The 21,268-nt window shown below is 71.8% G+C and carries 20 protein-coding genes; 10 read left to right on the forward strand and 10 right to left on the reverse strand.

From position 1 onward, the window contains the following. Window positions 1-70: 70 nt before the first annotated feature. From ABZ919_RS31670 to ABZ919_RS31680, 3 genes are read right to left on the reverse strand one after another with little or no spacing between them, the layout of a single operon-like run. Entirely contained in the window at window positions 71-1,276 is a 1,206-nt protein-coding gene (locus ABZ919_RS31670; protein WP_361254343.1) for a cytochrome P450, read from the reverse strand. Window positions 1,277-1,315: 39 nt separating this feature from the next. Continuing rightward, entirely contained in the window at window positions 1,316-2,710 is a 1,395-nt protein-coding gene (locus ABZ919_RS31675) for an FAD-dependent oxidoreductase (RefSeq protein ID WP_361254346.1), read from the reverse strand. Next, the gene (locus ABZ919_RS31680) at window positions 2,700-2,927 is read right to left on the reverse strand and encodes a ferredoxin (RefSeq protein WP_361254349.1); all 228 of its coding nucleotides are present in this window, start codon (window positions 2,925-2,927) and stop codon (window positions 2,700-2,702) included. The genes ABZ919_RS31675 and ABZ919_RS31680 overlap by 11 nt, the downstream gene beginning before the upstream one ends. 240 nt (window positions 2,928-3,167) lie before the next feature. Here ABZ919_RS31680 and ABZ919_RS31685 point away from each other — a divergent pair, with 240 nt between their 5' ends. Beyond that, window positions 3,168-4,097: an NAD(P)H-binding protein gene (locus ABZ919_RS31685; RefSeq protein ID WP_361254352.1), complete on the forward strand. Its 930-nt coding sequence runs from the start codon at window positions 3,168-3,170 to the stop codon at window positions 4,095-4,097. 125 nt (window positions 4,098-4,222) lie between these two features. On the opposite strand, the gene ABZ919_RS31690 is transcribed toward ABZ919_RS31685, so the two are convergent. Genes ABZ919_RS31690 through ABZ919_RS31700 form a run of 3 tightly spaced genes read right to left on the reverse strand, consistent with a single transcriptional unit; the run spans window position 4,223 to window position 8,119 of the window. After that, window positions 4,223-4,780 (reverse strand): flavin reductase family protein, encoded by a 558-nt coding sequence (locus ABZ919_RS31690; protein ID WP_361254355.1) that lies wholly within the window; start codon window positions 4,778-4,780, stop codon window positions 4,223-4,225. Continuing rightward, a complete protein-coding gene (locus ABZ919_RS31695) occupies window positions 4,777-6,894 on the reverse strand; it encodes a tetratricopeptide repeat protein (RefSeq protein ID WP_361254358.1) in 2,118 nt (705 codons plus the stop codon). Before ABZ919_RS31695 ends, ABZ919_RS31690 begins: the two co-directional genes overlap by 4 nt. After that, window positions 6,881-8,119 (reverse strand): hypothetical protein, encoded by a 1,239-nt coding sequence (locus tag ABZ919_RS31700; protein ID WP_361254361.1) that lies wholly within the window; start codon window positions 8,117-8,119, stop codon window positions 6,881-6,883. Before ABZ919_RS31700 ends, ABZ919_RS31695 begins: the two co-directional genes overlap by 14 nt. A gap of 706 nt (window positions 8,120-8,825) precedes the next feature. On the opposite strand from ABZ919_RS31700, the gene ABZ919_RS31705 reads away from it, so the two are divergent. The 3 genes from ABZ919_RS31705 to ABZ919_RS31715 all read left to right on the forward strand — a co-directional run bounded on the left by ABZ919_RS31705 (window position 8,826) and on the right by ABZ919_RS31715 (window position 10,380). Continuing rightward, window positions 8,826-9,185 (forward strand): transposase, encoded by a 360-nt coding sequence (locus ABZ919_RS31705; RefSeq protein WP_361254364.1) that lies wholly within the window; start codon window positions 8,826-8,828, stop codon window positions 9,183-9,185. Between the two features lie 353 nt (window positions 9,186-9,538). Then, window positions 9,539-10,153, forward strand: coding sequence for a ParA family protein (locus tag ABZ919_RS31710; RefSeq protein WP_361254366.1), 615 nt, complete (start codon window positions 9,539-9,541; stop codon window positions 10,151-10,153). Beyond that, window positions 10,150-10,380 carry a hypothetical protein gene (locus tag ABZ919_RS31715; protein WP_361254369.1) on the forward strand — a complete coding sequence of 77 codons (231 nt, stop codon included), beginning with the start codon at window positions 10,150-10,152 and terminating at the stop codon, window positions 10,378-10,380. Before ABZ919_RS31710 ends, ABZ919_RS31715 begins: the two co-directional genes overlap by 4 nt. 250 nt (window positions 10,381-10,630) lie before the next feature. On the opposite strand, the gene ABZ919_RS31720 is transcribed toward ABZ919_RS31715, so the two are convergent. After that, complete coding sequence (locus ABZ919_RS31720; RefSeq protein ID WP_361254372.1) at window positions 10,631-11,035, reverse strand: metalloregulator ArsR/SmtB family transcription factor; 405 nt, start codon at window positions 11,033-11,035, stop codon at window positions 10,631-10,633. A 110-nt stretch (window positions 11,036-11,145) separates the two neighbouring features. Here ABZ919_RS31720 and ABZ919_RS31725 point away from each other — a divergent pair, with 110 nt between their 5' ends. Continuing rightward, window positions 11,146-13,158, forward strand: coding sequence for a heavy metal translocating P-type ATPase (locus tag ABZ919_RS31725; RefSeq protein WP_361254374.1), 2,013 nt, complete (start codon window positions 11,146-11,148; stop codon window positions 13,156-13,158). Here ABZ919_RS31725 and ABZ919_RS31730 read toward each other — a convergent pair. Next, complete coding sequence (locus tag ABZ919_RS31730) at window positions 13,122-13,262, reverse strand: hypothetical protein (RefSeq protein ID WP_361254377.1); 141 nt, start codon at window positions 13,260-13,262, stop codon at window positions 13,122-13,124. The two genes, ABZ919_RS31725 and ABZ919_RS31730, sit on opposite strands and share 37 nt — an antisense overlap. 450 nt (window positions 13,263-13,712) lie before the next feature. On the opposite strand from ABZ919_RS31730, the gene ABZ919_RS31735 reads away from it, so the two are divergent. The 3 genes from ABZ919_RS31735 to ABZ919_RS31745 all read left to right on the forward strand — a co-directional run bounded on the left by ABZ919_RS31735 (window position 13,713) and on the right by ABZ919_RS31745 (window position 18,912). After that, a complete protein-coding gene (locus ABZ919_RS31735; RefSeq protein WP_361254380.1) occupies window positions 13,713-15,344 on the forward strand; it encodes a hypothetical protein in 1,632 nt (543 codons plus the stop codon). Between the two features lie 354 nt (window positions 15,345-15,698). Further along, a complete protein-coding gene (locus ABZ919_RS31740) occupies window positions 15,699-16,034 on the forward strand; it encodes a hypothetical protein (RefSeq protein WP_361254383.1) in 336 nt (111 codons plus the stop codon). Between the two features lie 256 nt (window positions 16,035-16,290). Beyond that, window positions 16,291-18,912, forward strand: a complete 2,622-nt coding sequence (locus ABZ919_RS31745) for an amino acid permease (protein WP_361254386.1) — start codon at window positions 16,291-16,293, stop codon at window positions 18,910-18,912. A gap of 18 nt (window positions 18,913-18,930) precedes the next feature. Here ABZ919_RS31745 and ABZ919_RS31750 read toward each other — a convergent pair whose 3' ends face one another. Beyond that, window positions 18,931-19,284 (reverse strand): hypothetical protein, encoded by a 354-nt coding sequence (locus ABZ919_RS31750; protein ID WP_361254388.1) that lies wholly within the window; start codon window positions 19,282-19,284, stop codon window positions 18,931-18,933. 7 nt (window positions 19,285-19,291) lie between these two features. Beyond that, the gene (locus ABZ919_RS31755; RefSeq protein WP_361254391.1) at window positions 19,292-19,681 is read right to left on the reverse strand and encodes an STAS domain-containing protein; all 390 of its coding nucleotides are present in this window, start codon (window positions 19,679-19,681) and stop codon (window positions 19,292-19,294) included. A gap of 188 nt (window positions 19,682-19,869) precedes the next feature. On the opposite strand from ABZ919_RS31755, the gene ABZ919_RS31760 reads away from it, so the two are divergent. Beyond that, window positions 19,870-20,253, forward strand: a complete 384-nt coding sequence (locus ABZ919_RS31760; protein WP_361254394.1) for a hypothetical protein — start codon at window positions 19,870-19,872, stop codon at window positions 20,251-20,253. Between the two features lie 46 nt (window positions 20,254-20,299). Beyond that, window positions 20,300-21,076, forward strand: coding sequence for a TIGR03936 family radical SAM-associated protein (locus ABZ919_RS31765; protein WP_361254397.1), 777 nt, complete (start codon window positions 20,300-20,302; stop codon window positions 21,074-21,076). The last annotated feature ends 192 nt before the right edge of the window (window positions 21,077-21,268 follow it).

Below are 21,268 nucleotides of genomic sequence, written 5' to 3' on the forward strand. Positions count from 1 at the left end.
GCGCTTGACGGTCGACGCCACCGTACGAGCGCCGGCTTCGGCCGGTCCGTGCTTCCGCTCACCACGGCGCTCAGGCCGTGAGGCCCTCGATCGCCACGGGAAGGTGACGGGGGCCGCGCAGTACGGCGTTGGTACGGTACGACGGCGGGTCCTCGAGCAGCCCGGAGAACCTGACGCGGCGGAACAGTTCGGGCACGGCCGCATGCAGTTCTATACGGGCGAGGGGAGCGCCGAAGCAGTAGTGGATGCCCGTGTAGAAGCCCAGGTGCTCGTTGTCCTTGCGGTCGGGATCGAACCGGTCCGGGTTCTCGAAGCGCCTGGGGTCGCGGTTGGCCGCGGCCAGCATGAGCCAGACCGGCGAGCCCTTGGGGATCGTGGTGCCGGCGACGTCGATGTCGGCCAGGGCGGTGGTCCACGGGACGAACTGGACCGGAGGCTCGTACCGCAGCACTTCCTCGATGAGCGGGACGGCCAGCTCCGGGTCCTTCCGGAACCGCTCGAGGACGTCGGGGTGGCGCAGCAGGGTGAGGGTCGTGTTGGTGATCGCGTTGACGGTGGTCTCGTGGCCCGCGACCAGGAGCAGCACCGCGGTGGCTTCCAGGTCCGCGGCTGTCATCTCGGGGGCGAGCGCGCTGAGTATCCCGGGGCCGGGGTGGCGGCGTTTGGTCTCGATCAGATCGGACAGGTAGACCCCCAGGTCCTCTCGCGCCCGCTGTGCCTTTTCCTGGCCCGCGTCGCCGCCGGCGCGGGGATCGAGTCCGGACGCCAGGGCGTCGGCCCAGCCGTGGAAGCGCGGTTCGTCCTCGCGCGGGACGCCGAGGACCTTGCAGATGGCGGTGACGGGAAGCGGGTAGGAGAACTCCTCGACGACGTCGACCTGGTCCTTGCCTTCGAAGGCGTCGAGGAGTTCGGTGACGACGTTGGCCAGCTCCGTGCGCAGGCCGTCGAGGAATCTGGGGCTGTGCGGGGGCCCGAACGGCCGGTTGATGGTGTCGCGCAGCCGGTCGTGCACGGGCGGGTCGGTGAAGATGAAGCTGGGCGGCAGACCGGACTCCGTCGATTGCCCGACGCGGGCATAGCCGGGCGGACGGTTCCTCGTGTCGTTGCTCAGCCGCGGGTCGTTGGCCAGGCTCCGCACCTCGTAGTAGGTGCTGACCAGGTAGGAGCCGTCGTCCTCCCGCCTGACCGGTGTCTTGCGCAGCTCCGCGTAGAGCGGGTACGGATCCGCCCGATTGGCGTAGTCGGTGATCTGCTCGACGATGCTGCCGGACGTCATGGCGTCTCCTGGGAGCTCCGGGCGGTACAGGGCCGGTGATCAGGCATGCGCGGGAACGAACGCGACACGTCGCTCGCTCGGCGAGTGACCCGTCAGCGTGACCGTGGCCCCGTGGGTGGGCAGATGGGGGTCGGGGAAGGCCGGGTCGATCGGCTGCAGCGTCTCGGTCCGGCGGTCGACGGCGCGGTACTCCGGCGGGAACGGCGCGCCGGACGCGATCTGCTGCTCGTAGAACCCCAGCCACTTGGCTCCGTCGAAGGACGCCGCGGCGATGACGCGGCCGCGGTACCCGTACACCGCGACGAACCGCTTCTCGGCGAGCGCCCCCTGGGCGACGACCAGTTGGTCGCCCAGGGAGGGAACCCCCACCGATTTGATGTTGACACCGAACTGGGTGGACCAGAACATCGGCAGCCACAGATGCGGACGGCGATCCGGACCCGCACAGATCATGTTGTGGGCGGCGATCTCGGCCTGTTCGACCGCGTTGCCCCAGTGCTCCAGTGCCAGGAACTGGTAGTCGAACAGCGGATGGGGGCTGCGGGCGACGTCGCCTGCGGCGTAGATGTCGTCGGTGACGATGCCGTTGACGTCGAAGACCCGGCACCCGGCGTCGCACGCGATCCCCCGGGGGCCCGCGGCCACCCCCGAGCCGGCGAGCCATTCGGTGTTCCGCATGGCGCCGAGGGAGACGACCGCCACCTCCACGTCGATCGCCGAACCGTCGGACAGATGGGCGCGCCTGAGCCGCCCCACGTCGTCGCCCTCCAGGGCAGTGACGCTGATGCCGCAGCGCAGGTCGACTCCGTGCTCGCGCTGCAGCCGGTCCGCGACCGCGCCGATCACTCCGCCGAGCGCGCCCACCAGCGGCGCCGGGCCGCGTTCGGCGACCGTCACCTCGTGGCCCAGCTCCCGGCAGACGGAGGCGACCTCCGACCCCGTGAAACCGGCACCGATCACCAGCACCCGGGACACGCCCCCGGCCAGCTTCCGGTGCAGGCGTGCGGAGTCGTCGCGGGTACGCAGGACGAACACCCCGTCCAGTGCGGCCTCTTCCGGGTGGAACCAGGGCCGGGCTCTGGTCCCGGTGGTGATCAGCAGGCGGTCGTAGGGGACGGTGTCGCCGTTCGCCAGGCGTACCCGCTTGGCGTCCCGGTCCAGGCCCTCGGCGGCGACGCCCAGACGCCATTCGGCGTCGATGTCACGCCGCCGCGGCAGCGCGGTCTCCTCGGGCCGCGCCCGCCCGAGCAGCGCCTGCTTGGACAGCGGCGGCCGGTCGTAGGGTTCGTACGGCTCGTCGCCGATCATGGTCAGTGGTCCGGCGAAGCCCTTCTCGCGCAAGGTCTCCGCCGCGCGCAGACCGGCCAGCGAGGCACCGACGACGACAATGCGGCCCTGGCGCCGCAGGACCTCGACGTCCGTGTCAGCCGACATGGGGCTCCACACCCTTCGTCGGCTCGTCGGAGTAGTCGACGAGGATGGCCTGGACCGGGCAGGCGGCAGCTGCCTTCTCCACCCGGTCACGCTGCGCTTCGTCGAAGCGAGGGGAGAACAGCAGCGCTTCGACTCCGTGCAGCGAGAAGACGTCCGGCGCGAGAAAGACGCACTGCGCGAACCCCTGGCACCGGTTGAGATCGACGACAAGCCTCATCGGGAACCCGCTCTCCGCGCAGGCGCAATCGCCTCGGCGGCCTGTGCCGCAAGCTCCGCAGCCCTTGCGCTCGTTCCACACGATCCGTCGGCATGCCTCACTTTCACCATCGCCCCCTTCGGAGGGGGCCGCAAACCGTGCAGCGGCGGCTGTGCACACCTGCGAAGTCCCCTCTCGCTCGGAGGCGACGGGCGGACGGCTCCGGTTGCACCATGGCCGGGGTCGCTGCACGCTGCACCCATGGACCGCACCCCGCAGGCCAGTGGGCTGCCCATCTTGGTGACGGGCGCCGCGGGCAGCGTCGGCGCCGTCGGGCGATCCGTGGTCGAAGGCCTTCGCCGGCGGGGCCTGCCCGTCCGGGCCATGGTGCGTCGCGACGACGAACGGGCGCAGGCGCTGCGCGCGACGGGCGCCGAGGTGGTCGTCGGAGACCTGACGCATGCGGCCGACGTCGCCGGCGCCATGGCCGGCTGCGGACGCATGTACTTCGGCATGGGCGTGTCGGCGCAGTATCTGGAGGCTGCCGTGACATCGGCGGCCGTCGCGCGCGCGTACGGGCACCTGGAAGTGTTCGTCAACATGTCGCAGCTGACTGTCTCCCAGATGGACCTCACCAGCACCTCCGAGTCGAAACAGCAGCGACAGCAGTGGCTGGTCGAGCAGGTTCTCGACTGGTCGGGCATCCCCGTCGTGGAGGTCAGGCCCACGGTGTTCCTGGAGAACCCCCTTTTCCGCGTCGGCTTCTCCTCGATCGCCACGGACGGCACCATCAGACTGCCCTTCGGCCGGGCGAAGACCTCGCCGGTGGCGGCCGGCGACGTCGCCGCCGTCGTGGAGGAGATCCTGGCCGCCCCGGCCCCGCACATCGGCCGGACCTACGAACTGACCGGTCCCCGCTCGGAGGACATCACCGCCATGGCCGCGGAGGTTTCCTCAGCCTTGGGCCGGCGGGTCGGCTACACCGACGTCCCCCTGCAGGAATGGATCGACGACGACCTCAGGCCCGCGGGGCTGCCCGACCACGCCTTCCAGCACATCTCCACCATGGCCCGCCTGCACGCGGAGAACCGGTACGACCGCAAGTCGGACGATGTGGAGCAGGTCCTCGGGCGGCCCCCGACAGGGGTGGCCGACTTCGTCCGCAAGAACGACGACCTGTTCACCCGCTGAGGCCGTCTCCATCGCCCGACCCGGGCGAAGAGGCGCCGGCCTGCGCACAGCAGGTTCCACCAGCTCCAGGAGCTCAGGCACGCAGAGCCTGCGCCGCCTTCCGTGTCCCTCCCCTCGTCACCTCCTCACGCGCGGGCCGGCGGCGGGCCGGCGTGATAGGTGCCGTCGGCGAAGAGCAGGGCGCGGCGGGCCGTGAGGGCGTGCTGCTCCACGGTGCCCAGGAGGATGAGGTGGTCGCCGGCGGGGACGACGTCGCCGCGGCGGCAGCACAGGGTCGCCGCGGCCCCGGTGATCAGTGGCTCTCCGTGCGGGCCGGGCAGCGTGGCCAGGCCCTGGAAGCGGTCGCCCGGTCCGGCGAACCGGGCCGCGAGATCGCGCTGGCCGGCCGCGAGCACGTTGACGGCGAAGTACTCGGCGGCCGTGAAGGCGGGCCGGCCGCGTGACGAGAGGGCGAGGCACCACAGGATCAGGGGCGGGTCGAGCGAGACGGACGTGAAGGAGTTGACGGTCACCCCGGCCGGGGCACCGTGCGGGTCCGCGCAGGTGACCACGGTGACTCCGGTGGCGTACCGGCCGAGGACGTCGCGCAGCGCACGCCGGCCGGGACCGGCCGGTTCGGCACACCGCAGTGCCGTACCGGCCGCGTCCCCGGGTGCCACGGCCGCGCCCGGTACGGTCGTCACGCGGCGTCCGGCCGGCCGCGCAGCGCGGTGAGCGCCTCGGCGATCTCCGCGTCCTCCGGGTCGAGCACGGCGGCGAGCTCGAGGTCGTCGAGGGCCTCCTGCCGTCCCCCGGTCTCCTGGTGGAGAAAGGCGCGGTTGTAGCGCAACGCGGCGTCCTTCGGGTCGAGTTCGACCGCACGGCACAGGTCCTGGAGCGCGTCGTGCGGGCGCCCCGCCTCATAGCGGACGGCGGCCCGCCCGGACAGGGCGCTCACCAGGTCCGGGTCGGCCTCGACCGCCCGGTCGTACGCGGCCTCCGCTCCGGCGAGTTCGCCGCTCTCGGCGAGCGCCCGTCCGACGGCCGCGTGCAGATGGGCGTTACCCGGTTCGAGCCGCAGTCCGGCGCGGGCGTCGTCGAGCGCCGCGGCGAGGTCCCCGGACTCCAGAAGGATGCCGGCGCGGTTGATGTACGCGTCGACGAACTCCGGGTCCTGCTCGATCACGTAGCTGAAGTCGGCAAGTGCGCCTTCCACGTCACCCTCGCTCAGCCGCAGGTCGCCCCGGTTGTAGTAGATCTCGGGGAACGGCGGCGACAGGCTGAGGGCGCGTGAGTAGTCGGCGAGCGCCTCCTCGGTGCGGCCGAGCCGGCGCAGCAGGTTGCCGCGCTCCAGGTAGTGCTCCGCGTGGTTGGGGTCCTGGTCGATGACGACCGCGTAGTCGGCGAGCGCCTCGTCGAGCCGGCCGAGGATCGAGTACACCCGGGCGCGGTTGTTCTTGAGCACCGAGCGGTGCAGGCGGTGCTCGTCGGGGGTGAGTCGCCGGTCGAGGTCGTCGATGCACTCGGTGACCAGGCGCAGCGCTTCCTGGGGGTCGCCGAGGTTGACCTCCACGAGGGCCCGGCCGTTCTTGTAGAAGGCACTCTGGAAGGCGCGTTCGACCCGGTCCTGCAACAGTGACGCGGTGGCGATCGCACTGTTGAGCAGCGCCTTGGCCTTCTTCTCGTCGCGGTCGGCGGGGTCGTTGTGGCGGGTGTAGAGCATGGCGGTGGAGTAGGCGCACGCCATGTGCACCGCCGGATCGGTGGACAGCAGTCGTGCCTCGTCGTAGACGGCCTCGGCCTCCTTGGTCCGGCTCAGGATGGACAGGGCGAGGCCGAGCTGTACACCGAACTTCCACCACTGCCTGCTGTCCTCGCGGCCGTTCACCAGGTGCTGGCCGCGGCGGCCGTAGTCGACGACGGCGTCGTAGAAGCCGTTGACGAGGCAGTGGTCCGAGGCGGCCCACAGCGCCGGTACGGCCTCGGCCGCCGGGGCGCTGCCGCGTTCCAGGTGGTACGGGAGCGCGCCCAGGGTGAGCGAGAACTCCTGGGTCCGGCGCAGCTGGGCGGCGCGGCGGTCGTGGAGGGCGGCGCGTTCGGCGGCGGGCAGCGCCTCGTAGGCGGCGCGCGCCGTCTCGCCGCGGGGGCCGTCGAGCAGTCCCTCGGCGGCGACCCAGCGCCATGCGGGGTCCTCCTCGGCCGCCTCGGGCGCGGTCCCGGCCTCCCGCAGGGGCAGCGCGGTGGTGTGGCGGTCGAGCGCGGGGGCCAGTACGCCGTCGGCGTGTGGGGCGTGTGCGCCGCACAGGACGACGGTCAGCACGCGCGGGTCCACGCGGCGCACCAGCGTGGCGAGGAACTCCTCGTCGGTGGCCTCGGCGTGGTCGACGTTCTCCACCACCAGGCATCGCGGACCGTCATGGCCGAGGACGGGCAGCGCGTCGCGGACGAACTCCACGAGGCCGTTCGCGATCCGCCGGGTGCGCAGCCGGGCGTAGAAACGCGTGCGCTCCGCGGGCAGCGCCATGGAGGTCAGCGTCTCCCGCGAGTGGGGCACGAGGGGTGCCAACTCGGGTGCGACCGAGAGGAGTTCGATGTCGTTTCGGCGCACGAGTCCGGGTGCGACGGCGAGTACGCCGGGGACGAGCGCCCGGACGAGGGTGCCGGCCGCGGTGTACGGCCCGCGCAGCCTGCGGTGGGCGTCGACCGGAGGCAGGAGCCGGGGCGGCAGCGGGTGGCCGTCCGCGGTCGCGGCCCGGTCGTGGCGGGTTGCGCCGTACAGCCTCCGGTGGCCGGGGAGCGCGGCGTCAGCCTGCTGCATGTGCGGTCTCCTTTGCGGTCGGGGCGGTGGTGCGGGTGCGGCGCCGCCAGGCGCGGAAGGCCAGGTAGGCGGCGAAGACCGGCTCCCAGAAGTTGAGGACGAGGAAGGTCAGCACGTCGGCGGCGTTGGCGGGGGAGAAGTCCGCGTCGAGCTTGTGGACCGCCACCTCGGTCAGCCGGATGCCGGTGGGTATCGCGGCGGTCAGCAGGGTGACGGTGAGGAAGACGTAGCCGGCCACCATGAGCCACGAGTACCAGCGCGCGATCCGGCGGTCGCGCTCCCCCCATGTGCTCTCGTCCACCATGCGCTCCGGCCTGCGCAGCAGCCGCATCAGGCGGTTCCGCAGCATCTGGCGGGCCGTGGTCTGCAGGTCGTTGCAGCCCAGCACGGTGATGGCGAGGTAGTACAGATCGGTGCGCAGGAAGAAGTAGAACTGCCAGACGAGCCGCAGTACGACCGCGAACGCCATCGACAGCAGCAGCCGGTGGGCCACGGCGGTGGCACCCGTCGTGTCCGGCAGGGCCGCGGCGACGAGGGTCAGGCCGCTGATGACCAGGACGTCGGTGATCATTCCGGCGAGCATCGGCAGGTACCGCTTGCGGCGGGGCACGGCGACCAGACCGTCGAGGGCGGTCACGAACACCACGTAGTAGAAGCGGCGGCTGATGGACAGCGTGGAGTTGAGGCCGAGCCGGCGTCCCGCGAGGGCGTGTGCGGCCTCGTGGAGCAGGATCCACGGCACCTGGCCGAGGACGATGCCGAGGGTGAGCAGCACCAGTGAGCGGCGGGTGAAGAACAGGTTCTGGTAGTGAGGAGCCAGTTCGGGCCGCCGGATCATGGCGATCACGGCCGCGAGCACGATCAGGCCGTAGAGCACCCATGCGACCGGTGAGAAGACGATGGTGCCGAGCCGCTGCCAGCGCACCGGGCCCGTGGCCGCGGCCACCTGCTCCCCGTCCTGGACGACGAGTTCCAGTTCCTCGAGGACCTCGAGGAACTCGGCCATGTCCACCTGTTCGCCGTATTCCTCCGTGTACCACCGCGCCGCGGCGTTCGGCGGTGTGCCGGCTTCCAGGCGGCGCAGCAGAGCGGCGCCGTCGGGCGGGAAGAGGCCGTAGGAGTCGATGTCGGGCCGGCCGACGGTGACTTCCTCGCCCTCCTCGAGATAGGTGAGCGGATGCAGCCGCACAGGTCGGTCGAAATCCCGGGACGGCGTTGTCGTCACTGCCTCACCTCACTGGTCGGCGGCCGGTGTGCGGTGCGCGCCGGGCGTCAGGGCCCGGCGCGCACCCGCCTGGGATCAGGCGTTGGTGCCGCAGCAGTACGCGGACGCGGCGGCGGACGTCAGACGGACGGTCCCGGCCTTGCGCACGGCGATCTTCTTCATGGGGATCTCCTTCTCTGCGAAGTGGTGCACAGCGCCGCCGGGGATCCGGACGGCGTACCCGATGACTCGGGTGCTTGTGGGAGAAAGTGAAAAGGAATGCCCGGACAACGCGGGGCGGTTCCGTCCCAGAAATTCGCTCAGGCGCTGAATTGATGACCGCGATAAAGGACCGCGAACACGTCTGCGCACGTTCTGAAAGATCTTTTCTGAAGAGCATTTTCACAGCATCAGGATTCGGCCCCCCGATTCGTATCCCGATTCGACGCCCGACAGATTTACATCCCCTGGCCAGGCATGTCAACGGCCCGCGCACGCTGATGCGACCCCGTTCGGAGGGCCTTCGCACCAGTGCCGCCAAGGGGAATTGAACGTTCAGTCATGGCCGCCGGGAGCAGTGGACAACGGCGGTTGGTCGGGCCATAGTCGGCGCATCGAACGTGGTTTCGGTCCAGTCCCGCGCGAATCCCTGTCTCACGTGGTTCCGCGGATCACGCATTAGACCGTGCGCACGGAATGGGGAAGCCGGGCGCGGAATGGGGGAACGATGAAATACGAGCTGGCCCGACGGCTGGTGCCGGACGGGATGTGGAGCGTGGTCGAGCCGCTGCTGCCGGGTTTCACCGGGCGACGGCAGGGCGGCGGTACGGCACCGCTGGACGAACGGCGGACCTTCACCGCGGTGGTCTACGTGCTCACGTCCGGGAGCTCCTGGCGGCAGTTACCGCCCTGGTTCGCGGTTTCCTCGGCGACGGCACACCGCCGGTTCATCACCTGGACACAATCGTCGCTCTGGGACCGTCTGGAAGAGGCCGCCGCGGCGCACCCCGACGAGCTGTGGATCAACGATGTCGTGGCGACGGCCCGCAGACGGGCCGCTTCCCGAGCCGATCTGGGAAAGTCCTGATGTCCACCACGTGAGATGAGCCCGATGTCGGTAATGCCCGATTGTGGCCTGTCGGCGGTGCGCCTGGTTCGCCCGCGCCCCTTGCTCGCCCCGGGCGCCCCGGGAGCGCCGGTGCCGTCACCGCCCGTGACCGGTGCGAGGCATTCCGGGGCGTCCGCGGCGAACGTGGCGCGGTGCGCCTACCGCCTGGCCGTCGGTGCCGGCCCCTCCGCGCCGCGGCGCCGTCGGGGTTAGCCCGCGGGAATGATTCGCCGGCGCCGCAGGGTGAACCGGGCATGGCGGCTCCTGTGCCGTCGGCGGCCGTCCGCGCGCGGCCGTTAGCGTCGGTTCCTGTGCCGCTGAGCTATGCATTCGTGAACCTGAAACCCGGGGTGGGCAAGACGACGAGCGCCGTCTGGCTGGCCCACGCGCTGCACGCATCGGGCTGGTCACCGTTGCTCGTGGACAGCGACCCCGCTTCCTCGGCGCTGCGCTGGAGCGAACTGGCGGGCGGCTTCCCGTTCCCCGTGCTCGCCCTTCCGGTGGGCGACGTGCACCGGCGCGTGAACGACTTCCTCGACAACCGGCAGGCGGTGGTGTTCGACGCCCCGCAGCTGGAGGACCACGCCCACATCGCGCGGGGTGTCATGAGGTACGCCGACGAGTGGATCGTGCCCGTGACCCCGGCTCCGATCGAGCTGGACCGCATGGCGCCCATCGACCGCGAGATGGGCGACCTGCAGTCCCTGCGCTCCCACCCGGCCCGGGCCGCCGTCCTGCTGAACCGCACCAATCGCCCCGACGCCACGCGCACCGGTCCCGATGCCGATGCGCGCGAGGCCCTGGCCGAGCGGGGTTTCGACGTGCTGTCCACACACATCCCGCGCCTGGACCTGTACTCGCAGTCCTTCGGCAGCCCCGTCGAGGTGAAGGGCACCGCGTACATGGACCTCGCCGAGGAGCTCATCAAGCGTCAGGACACGGTATGAACCAACGCAAGGACGCCTATCGGGCCGCGCTGCGGCGTCAGCCGGACACGGCGGCCCCCGCGTCCCCTCCCAGGAGGGTCACCGCACTGGACACCCGCTACGTCAAGGTGACCGTCGAGCTGGACCCCGCCCTCCCGCATGACCTCACCGGCTGGGCCGGACTACCGCTGTCCGCGCTCGTGCGTGTGAGCGAGGCGGTCCTACGACCGCTGAGGCAGGACCGGTGAGCCGGCCTGCCCCGGGTCGTCCTCGTCTCCTCCGTCACCTCACCGGCGTGCCGGCCGGCGTCGGCCGGGCCGGGCGCCGGGCGGTACGCGACGTGCCGCGGCCTGCTCACGGCAGGCACGTACGGTCCGTCCTCATGCCGGCTCACCGCCCTCGTGCTCGGCGGTCGCGGTCAGGGCCCGACGGTGTGATCTGAGAGGGACACCCCTCTCCAGGCCGGTCCCGCCGACGAGAAGCTGCGGGGTCCCAGCGCTAGGCCTCCGGAGCGGCAACCGGCTCCGTCTCCGGTTCCTCGGCGACGGCTGGGGTGTCACTCAGGCCGAGGCGGAGGTGTTCGACGTGATGGAGGGCCTGGTCGAGTAGTTCGGCGACGTGGTTGTCGTAGAGCGAATACACCACCGACCGGCCCTTGCGCGTCCCTACGACGAGGTCGAGGTTGCGCAGCAGGCGAAGTTGATGGGAGCAGGCGGACTGTTCCATGCCGACCTCCGCCGCCAGTTCGGTCGCCGGCAGGGGACCTTCGCGAAGCCGCGCCAGAATCAGCAGCCTCGAGGGAGTGGCCAGGGCCTGGAGAGTCGTGGCGACCTTGGCGGCATTGGCGGCGTCCAGGCGCGCACGGGGGACGTCTCCGGCTGGCTGTGCGGCTCCATGACCCATGCGCCCATGCTACGGCACCACGCATGAACACATGAATGTCTCTTCATTTGTTCCTGTTACGGTGGGGGAGTCGACCCTCGTGCCCCCACCTGTGAAGGACCCCGCCACCCATGTCTTCCACGCTCACCCGCCCGGCCGAGACCGGCGCCGCCCGCGGGACGGTGGCGCCCAGGCGCACGCGGATCCTCGCGCTGCCCGAGGCCCGGTGGGCGGTGGGGGCGCTGGTGTTGTTCCTGGTGGCGCTGCCGCTGTATCTGACCGGGGCGCCTGCGTGGTCGTGGGGGCCGTTGTTCGCTGCCGTCTACGTCACGGGAGGCTGGGAACCCGGCTGGGCCGGCCTGCAGGCGCTGAAGGACAAGACCCTGGACGTCGATCTGCTCATGGTCGTCGCCGCGCTCGGAGCCGCGGCGATCGGGCAGGTGCTGGACGGGGCCCTGCTGATCGTCATCTTCGCCACCTCCGGCGCGCTGGAGGCGATCGCCACCGCCCGAACCGCGGACTCGGTGCGCGGTCTGCTCGACCTCGCCCCGGTGACCGCCTCGCGTCTGCTGGACGACGGGAGCGAGGAGACCGTGCCCACGGAGGAGCTGCGCGTGGGTGACACGGTCCTGGTGCGCCCCGGTGAGCGGATCGGTGCCGACGGACGGGTGCTGGAGGGGGCCGGCGAGGTTGACCAGGCCACCATCACGGGTGAACCGCTGCCCGTGACCAAGGAGGCAGGGGACGAGGTGTTCGCCGGCACCCTGAACGGGACCGGCGCGCTGCGGGTGAAGGTCGAGCGGGACCCGTCCGACTCGGTGATCGCACGGATCGTGGCCATGGTCGAGGAAGCCTCCGAGACCAAGGCGCCGACCCAGTTGTTCATCGAGAAGGTCGAGCAGCGCTACTCGCTCGGCATGGTCGCGGCCACGGTGGCGCTCTTCGCGCTGCCGCTGCTGCTCGGCGCCGATCTGCGTTCCACGCTGCTCCGCGCGATGACGTTCATGATCGTCGCCTCTCCGTGTGCCGTGGTCCTCGCCACCATGCCGCCGCTGCTGTCGGCGATCGCCAACGCCGGACGTCACGGTGTGCTGGTGAAGTCGGCCGTGGTCATGGAGCGGCTCGGCCAGGTGGACGCGGTGGCGCTGGACAAGACGGGCACCCTGACCGAGGGCACCCCCCGGGTCACCGACATCCGCCCGCTCGCCGGGTCCCGCCTGAGCGAGCCGGAGCTTGTGCGGCTGGCGGCGGCGGCCGAGCGCCCCAGCGAGCACCCGCTCGCCCGCGCGATCGTGGACGCCGCCCGGGTCCGCACTCTGGACATTCCGCTGGTCGACGACTTCGCTTCGACGCCGGGCGCCGGCGTGAGCGCGAAGGTGGACGGCCGCACCGTCGCGGTCGGCAGCCCTGCCCGCACCCTGGACGACAGCACCGGCCACCCGGCCGTCGCCTTGGCCACCGGCCTGGAGCAGGAAGGCCGTACGGCCGTGCTGGTCACCCTCGACGGCACCCCGGTGGGCGTCCTGGGCATCGCCGACCGGCTGCGCGAAGAGGCCGCCGCGACCGTTGCCGCCCTGGGCGAGCTGACCGGCACCGCGCCAGTGCTGGTGACCGGCGACAACCCCCGCGCCGCGGCCCGGCTCGCCGCCGAGGCCGGCATCACCGACGTCCGGGCCGGTCTCCTCCCGCAGGACAAGGTCACCGTCGTGCGGGAGTTGCAGCGGGCGGGCCGCAAGGTGCTCGTGGTCGGCGACGGCGTCAACGACGCTCCCGCGCTGGCTGCCGCCCACGTCGGCATCGCCATGGGCCGCGCCGGTTCCGACCTGGCCCTGGAGACCGCCGACGCGGTCGTGGTGCGCGACGAGTTGGCCACCGTGCCCGCCGTCGTACGCCTCTCCCGGCGGGCGCGTCGTCTGGTCGTGCAGAACCTGGTCGTGGCGGCCACGTTCATCACCGGCCTGGTGGCCTGGGACCTGGTCGGCACCCTGCCCCTGCCGCTCGGTGTCGCAGGGCACGAAGGCTCCACCGTCATCGTCGGCCTCAACGGCCTGCGCCTGCTGGCCGACGCGGCATGGAGTCAGACACGCCGGAAGAGGGAGGGGGGCGATCAGGCCGGCTCGGGCAGGGACTCCTCGGCCGGGTAGGCGCCACCGGCGCTGATGTGGACGCCGTGCTGTGTGGCGGACATGCCGGCGAGGGTGATGACGCGTGCCCCGTCACCGGCAAGGGGGGCAAGAGGCAAGGGCACGGGCACGGGCATGTGCACGGAACGATCGCCCTGATCCTGGGCACGCCGCGAGGCCGACGCACCGGTTGTCAGGCGCTTCGGGCCTCCCGGCGCACTCGCCGCCACCGCCCGGGGTACTCGCCGCCACCGCCTGGCGTACTCGCCGCCACCGCCCGGCGTACTCGCCGCCACCGCCCGGGGCCGCGGCCGGCCTCCGGGGTGGCACAGGGGTAAGGCCGTCGACGGCACCGCCGATCCGGGAGGACACGTCCGCTCGGTCAAAGCTTGGCAATGGCCGGTGTGGCCGTTGAACGCCCCGCCGTCCCGGTACGTACGGCAGGTGGATCCGCCGGGCGGGACGATCGGCCGTCGCTCCGTCCCGCTTGGAGGGTCCGCACCGACGTGACCATCGTGTGCCCCGCGCGACCGCGGTTCCTCCCGGCGGCGGGGAGCACAGTGAGGAGCAGCTCAGTGCCCCGCAAGGACGCGAGACAGTCGTCGCGCACGCTCCGGCGAGAACACGCCCGACGCTGGAAACGGTCCAAGCTGTCGCTCGCGTTGATCGGCGGGCCGCTGATTCTGGCCGTCGTCGCGGGATCGGTGTTCGCGGCGCAAAGCCGTGACCGGCGTGACCCGCAGGGCGGCCGGCAGGCCACCGCACAGGCGAAGCAGGACGGCAAGCCGGATCCGAACTGCACGCTGCTGGTCCCCGATCACCCCCTCACCGCCGGCGGCCTGGCCACGCCGTACCGACTCGTCGCGACGGATCCGGCGCAGGGGCCGTGCCATGAGGCCAACCCCGACCAGTCGGCGTTCGTGGAAGCTGCGATCCTCACGCCCAACGGCAAACTGACCGTCTACAACCCGTTGGTGATCGACAAAGGAACGAGGCCGGCCGCGCGCACGGTCCGGCCCTCGGTGCCGAGAGGCTCGACGGTCGGCATCTGGTTCGGTTTCAACAATGCCACCCTCACTCTGCGCAAGAGCGGTCGCTCCAACGGCCTCACCCAGGGCAGGTGTGTCAACGGCCTGCGGGGATCCGTCTTCGGCCAGTTCGCGTACTGCAACGCGCCGGCGTTCTTCCGGGCCGCCGGCGCCCAGATCGCCAAGGGGCACCTCAGGATTCCGGCGCTCGGGACCGCCAGGGACGGACTGCCCTGTCCGACCACGAGGGACTTCTCCGTCGTGGACCAGGACGGAAGCGACAACGTGGTGACCCACTACCTCGCCGACGCCCACGGCCACATCGCCCAGAACAACGCCTCGAGCAGAGCGGCCATGAAGAAGGCCGCGCGACTGGCCAACCGTGGCGACCGCCACCACCGTCACAACGGCAAGGCCCGGTCGAGGAACACCAGCGCCCCGACGGATCTGGCCAACGGCAGCGACAACCTGCTGCTGACCCAGTTCATGGACCCGGCTCTCGGCTGCAAGCCGTTCACCGCACCTGACCAGTCCAGCGACGGTCGCGCCACGTCCGCCCTCGCTCTGGACGAACTCTCCGCCGCTGCCCGTCAGAAGGCCCCGGTCGCGCTCGTCCCGCGCAACGACCCGATGACACTGGTCGACGGCCATGACAGCGCCGCGAAGACCAATGCGTACCGCGCGGGTGTCGACATGCCCATGCTCGGCGCAGGCGCCGGCGGTGACGGAGCAGCCTTCTGCACCACCCTCTTCCGCGACCCGGCGGGCGTGCGGCGTGTCTTCAAGGACAAGGCGCTTCTCGAGAAGGCGCCCACGCCGGACCCGGGCGTGGCACCCAACCTCTTCGCCTTCCTCGCCGGGCGAGCCAACCAGACGTTCACCAACCTGGGCTGCGATCAGCTCCTCGGCGCCGCCGACCCCGTCAGCCTCACGATGGACGGCAAGGGCCTGGTGACCGACGCGGTGCTGACTCCGCTCGTGCAGAGGTCCACCTCGGCCACCCCCACGCCCAGTACCCCGACGCCCAGCACGCCCCCGTCCGGCATGCCCACGCCCAGCACGCCCCCGTCCGGTACGCCCACGCCCAGCACGCCCCCGTCCGCGTCGATGACCGCCCCGCCATCCGGCACGAGCGACAGCCCCACCACCCCGGTCACCTCGCCCACCAGCGCCTACTAGGCCTTCCGCTGAGCTGCACAACGGCGGGTCGCCGGCGCGGTGCGCCGAGCGCGTGTGCGGGCGGCGGCGTGCCGGTGCGGTCGTTACGTCCCTGCCGGGGGACGGCGACCGTGAGCGGGTGATGCTCGTTCCGGGATGGATGTGGCGGTTGGGTCCGGTGGGCCGGGGTGTGGCCGCGGGGCTCGCTGCCGGCGTCTTCTTCGGGGCTTTCGTTCTCGTCGAGGCAGGTTCGTGGGCGGGTGCCGCGGTGACCTTCGTGGTGCTGAGCCTGTTCCACGGGATCCGAGTGCCGCGCCGGACGGAAAGGCTCGGGCCCGCGGCCGGGAAGTCGGGCCGGGCCGATCCCGCGGCCGTGTGCGCGCCACCCGGCGGGGCGAGGCCGTCGGCGACCCGCGGCTGGCCCCCTCGGTCGTCGAGTGCGCCCGCGCCCTGCGCCGTGCCGCCGAGGAGGACCGGCTGCACCGCTGGGTGGTCCCGCTCGTCACCGCGCTCGCGGTCGCGCTCGCCGTCCACGACACCGTGCGGGGCTCCACCGGCGAGACCATTGTTTCGTGGCTGACGGTCGTGCTCCTCCTGGCCGACCTGATGTGGTGGCCCCGCGCTCGAGCCCGCCTGCTGGCCCGAGCCGGACGGGCGGAGGCGTCGGCCCGCCGCCTGACGGTCGCGGGCCACGCATCCCGTGACTCCTGAGGACAGCCGGCAGGGCGTGCGCCCGGGTGGCCCAGGCAGGTGAGTGCCCTGCTCGAGGACACCTCCCCCCGCTCGCGCTCCCATGTCCCGCCCCGGCAGGCGCGCGCACTGACGGCCGGATCGCCATCGTGCCTGGTGGCGGCCGCAGGTGGCGGCCGGTGGCGGGTGCCGTCCCGGATGTGCGGCCGTGTGACGGGCGGCGTTCCGGCGCGCCCGCGCTGTTGCGGAGGGGAGCGACCCGGCGTTGGAATCAAGTGTGAGGCTCTTTGGCGGTGCCGAGTCCGCCGGCCGCCCCGCGCCTGGGACGGCGGCCGGCCGGAAAGGGCTCAAGAACGACGCCCTGGGCATGTTCTCCTCGGTGGCCATGGGCCTTGCCTCCACCGGCCCGGCGTACAGCCTGGCGGCCACACTGGGCATCATCGTCGCCGGGGTCGGGCTGCGGGCGCCGATCATCACGATGCTGGCGTTCATCCCGATGCTGCTGGTCGCGTGCGCCTTCCGGGAGCTCAACGCGAGCAACGCCGACTGCGGGACCACCTTCGCCTGGGCCACCCGGGCCTTCGGACCGAGCACCGGCTGGATGGGCGGCTGGGGCCTCATCGTCGCCAACATCATCGTCATGGCGAACCTCGCCGACATCGCCGCCGCCTACGCCTTCCGGTTGGTGGGCCAGGACGGACTGGCGGAGAACCGGCTGTGGACCACCGTGGCGGGCCTCTTCTGGATCGCCGTGCTGACCGTGATCTGCTACGTCGGCATCGAGTTCTCGGCGGCCGTCCAGCGCTGGCTGCTGTGCCTGGAAGTGGCGATGCTGGTCGTGTTCGCCGTCGCCGCGCTGGTCAGGGTGTACACCCACCCTCCGCCGACGGCGCTCCACGTCTCCGCCTCCTGGTTCAACCCGTTCGAGGTGCCCTCGGCACGGGCCCTGACCGGCGGCATCCTCGCGGGGGTCTTCATCTACTGGGGCTGGGACACCGCCTTCTCGGTCAACGAGGAGACCGTCAACAGCACGCGCGTTCCCGGGCGCTCCGCGCTCGTGAGCACCGTGCTGCTCCTGGTCATGTACGGGCTGGTGTCCACCTCGGCGCAGGCGTTCGCGGGCGTCGGCGCCTCGGGCATCGGGCTCGGCAACACGCGCAACTCGAGCGATGTGCTGTCCGGGCTGGGCAAGGCCGTGTTCGGCGGCAGCGACACGGGACTGGTCCTGTCGAGACTGCTGATCCTGATGGTGCTGACCTCCGCGCTGGCCTCCGCCGAAACCACCATCCTGCCCATGGCCAGGACCGTCTTCTCCATGGCGGTCCACAAGGCGGTCCCCTCCCGGTTCGCCCGGGTCCACCGCAGGTTTCTCACCCCGACCTGGGGGACCGTCGGCATGGGGGCGGCCTCGGTCGCCGTGTTCCTCCTGCTGGCGTCGTTCAGCCGGAACATGCTGGCCGACTCGATCGACTCGGTCGGTCTCGCCATCGCGTTCCAGTACGGTCTGACCGGCTTCGCCTGCGTCTGGTACCACCGCAGCGTCCTCACCCGCAACGTCAGGGACCTGGTCTTCAAGGGCGTACTGCCCGGGCTGGGCGGGCTGATGATGATGGCGCTGTTCCTCTATGCCGCCTTCGTCGTCTACGACGACCCCCGGTACGGCACGACCGCCGTCGACCTGCCGCTGATCGGCAGGACGGGTGGGGTCGCCGTCCTGGGCCTGGGCGCCCTGCTGATCGGTCTCCTGCTGATGCCGGTGGTCACCCGTGGCCACGCCGTGGCCCTCAAGCTCCAGCGGGGCCTGCTCCCGCGCCACCTGCCACGGCACGCAGCCGTCGACGCGGCGAGCCGCTACCTGCCCGCCGACAGCGGGTCCGGGGTCGGCGGCGACTGGTACGACGTCATTCCCCTGTCCGGAACCCGGGTCGGCCTGGTCGTCGGGGACGTGCTCGGTCACGGCCTGCGTGCCGCGGCCACCATGGGCCGCCTGCGTACCGGGGTGCGGGTGCTGGCCCGGCTGGACCTGAGCCCCGACGAGCTCCTGTCCCGCCTGGCCGACCTGGTCGAGCAGACCGCGCTCGAGGGCGGGGCCGACCGGGTCCACAGTCACCCGAGGCGGCACGCCGACGCGGCCCTGGGGGTGAGCTGTCTGTACGCGGTGTACGACCCCGTCTCGGGGGCCTGCAGCCTCGCGCGGGCCGGAGAACCCGGGCTGGCGGTCGTCCAGCCGGACACCGGCGCCGTCGACTGTCCAGCACTGCCCGCCGGACCGCCGCTGGGGATGGAAGGCCTGCCCTACCAGAGCATGGAACTGGAGCTCGCGCAGGGCAGTCTGGTCGCCCTCTTCACCGACGGCCTCCTGCAGGCGGCCGACGACCGTGACGCCGGGCTCGCACAGCTCTCCCGCGTCCTCGCCGACGGCCGGACGTCCTTGGAGACGCTGTGCGACAGAGCGGTGAACTCCCTGCTGCCCGGGCCGGTGGACGTCGACGCGACGTTGCTCGTGGTCCGTACCCGCCTGCTCGACCGGAACCAGTTCGCCGAGTGGGCCGTGCTCCCGGACCCGGCGGCGGTGGCCAACATCCGCACCGCCGTCAGCAAGCAGCTCGTCGGCTGGGGGCTGGACGACCTGGTGTTCACCAGCGAGCTCATCGTCAGCGAACTGGTCACCAACGCCATCCGCTACGTCGGCGGTCCGATCCAGGTACGCCTGATCCGCGACCGGGCTCTGATCTGCGAGGTCTCCGACACCGGCCACACCTCGCCCAATCTGCGGTACGCGGCGAGCGACGACGAGGGGGGCCGGGGCCTGTTCATCATCGCCCAGATGACCCACCACTGGGGCACGCGCTACACCGCCACGGGCAAGACGATCTGGACGGAGCAGGACCTGCCGTGACCGGCCGGCCGCCCGTTCTCAGGCCCGCTGCACGAAACCGTGGTCGGTCAGCCACCCTTCCAGCGTCGTGCGCTCGGCCACGAGGCGGGCGCGCACGGCGTCGGATGCGCCGGGCACGAAGGCCGCGAGGGTGCGGTTGGCCATCCACATGCGGATCTGGGTGACCGCGACCTGGTCGAGCCGTCCGTCGGCCCGCCACCGTACGGCCGCTTCGTCGTACAGGGACATGCCGCGGTCGAAGAACTCGTCGATGAGGGCACGCGCCCGCACCTCATGATCCCGCGGTGTGACTTCTCTGCGCGGCCTCGTCACGGCGCGCCCCTGCCCGGGGCAGTACAGCGGAACGACTCCGTCGAAAGCTTGCTCGGCCATGGCTTCCTCACCAGGGGTCCGGGCCGACTGTGACCGCGTCGCTCACCGTCCGGTGCACCTCGAGGTCGTGGGTCGGCCTCGTGACGCCCAGCAGTCTGTGCACGCGTCCCTTCGGCACCACCACGCGCACCGTGCCCCCGCGCCGGAGGGCGGTGTGATGGGCGCCGATGAGTGCGCTCAGCCCGTGCGCGTCGCAGAAGGTGACGTCGCCGAGATCGATGATCAGGCGGGGCCGTGCACCGTGGTCCGCCACCAGGTCTCCCAGGTCCGCGCGCAGTCCCGGCACGGTGGAGATGTCGATCTCGCCGGCCAGCGTGGCGACCGTCCAGCCGTCGAGGCGGCCCACGGACACCCTCAGCTTGCTCACTCCGTCCCCCCATCGGTCTTCGCTGCCCATGGCGCACCTCCACTGACGCCGTTACCGGCAGCGTCATACGCCCGGCAGCGCGTCGATAGGGGCGGCCGGTCCTCGGCGGGGGTGCGCTTCGGCCCTGGCGCAAGGGCCGGTCGGCCCATGCCACTTTGTGACAAGAGGGCCGTATCGCCGCGCACGTCACGGAGGCGTGGGGCGCGGCCTTCGCCCTCATGGCCGTCTCGACGTGGCCGGCCGTCCGCTTCCCGTCCCAGGACGACCGGTTCAACCGGGTCGTCCCCATCGCCCTGTTGGCGTGGTCCGTGAAGTTCACCGAGAGCTGTCCGGAGTCGTACAAGGCGCAGGTGACGCAGCGGGATCAACGGATCCGGGCAACCCTCTTCCGGTGGAGGTTCGTGGAGCCGGTGCGCCGGGTGCACCAGGCCCGTACGCGAGGCGCTGACCGTGGCCGGGACACGGTACGGCAGGCCCGCGCCGACTTCCGGCGGACGCCCTTCGGCGCGGCCCGGCCGCCGGCCGCGATGGACCGGCGGGAACTCCGGAGCTCTTCGACACGTAGTCTTGGTAGAAGTACGACCGCTCTCACGAAGGACTAGGACACTGGGCAAGCGACAGCCCGAAGGCCCGCCGCCCGCACCCGCGGTGCAGCGCATCCGACTGCGCTACACCAAGCGCGGCCGCCTGAGGTTCACCAGCCACCGAGACTTCCAGCGCGCCTTCGAGCGTGCGCTGCGCCGTGCCGAGGTGCCCATGGCGTACTCGGCCGGATTCACGCCGCACCCGAAGGTGTCGTACGCCAATGCCGCACCCACCGGCACGGGCAGTGAGGCGGAGTACCTGGAGATCGCGCTCACCGCACCGCGCGACCCGGAGACCCTGCGCGTCCTCCTCGACGAGTCGATGCCCGCCGGGCTGGACATCGTCGAGGCGGTCGAGGCGCGGATCACGGGCCTCGCCGACCGGCTGACGGCCTCCGTATGGGAGTTGCGGCTGGACGGCGTCGACCCGGCCGACGCCCGGCGCGCGGCCGACGCGTTCGACCGGGCGGCCACCGTCGAGGTGCAGCGGATGACCAAGAACGGCGTCCGTACCTTCGACGCCCGCCCGGCCGTGGTGAGCCTGGAAACGCACGGTGCACCGGCTGATAGGCCTAACGACCAGCCCTGTGCGATACTGCGGCTGGTTGTTCGGCACGTGACGCCTGCCGTACGACCCGACGACGTCCTGTCCGGTCTCCGCGCCGTGGCCGACCTGGCGCCGCCGGTCCCCGCAGCGGTGACCAGGCTGGCGCAGGGGCTGCTCGATGAAGAGACCGGCACGGTGACCGACCCGCTCGCGCCCGACCGCGAGGCAGCCGGGGCCCTGACGGCCGCACCGGCCGCCGCCGCGACGGCGCCGACGCCGGAAGGTTCCGCGTAAGGACGGACGTCGAAGCGCCGCCCTCGTACTCGGGAGCCACCTGGGTCGGGCAGCGCACCGACCAGAAGACTTTCGCCAGGCCGTACCGACAAGGCGTACGGAACCGGCGAGACAGGACACAGAGTGCTCCCGTGCGGCGCCCGCGCCCCGGACGGCGGCCATCGCGCACTGCGCGGGCTGCGGACGTCAACG

The organism is Streptomyces sp. NPDC046759, assembly GCF_040645475.1.
Lineage (GTDB): Bacteria > Actinomycetota > Actinomycetes > Streptomycetales > Streptomycetaceae > Streptomyces.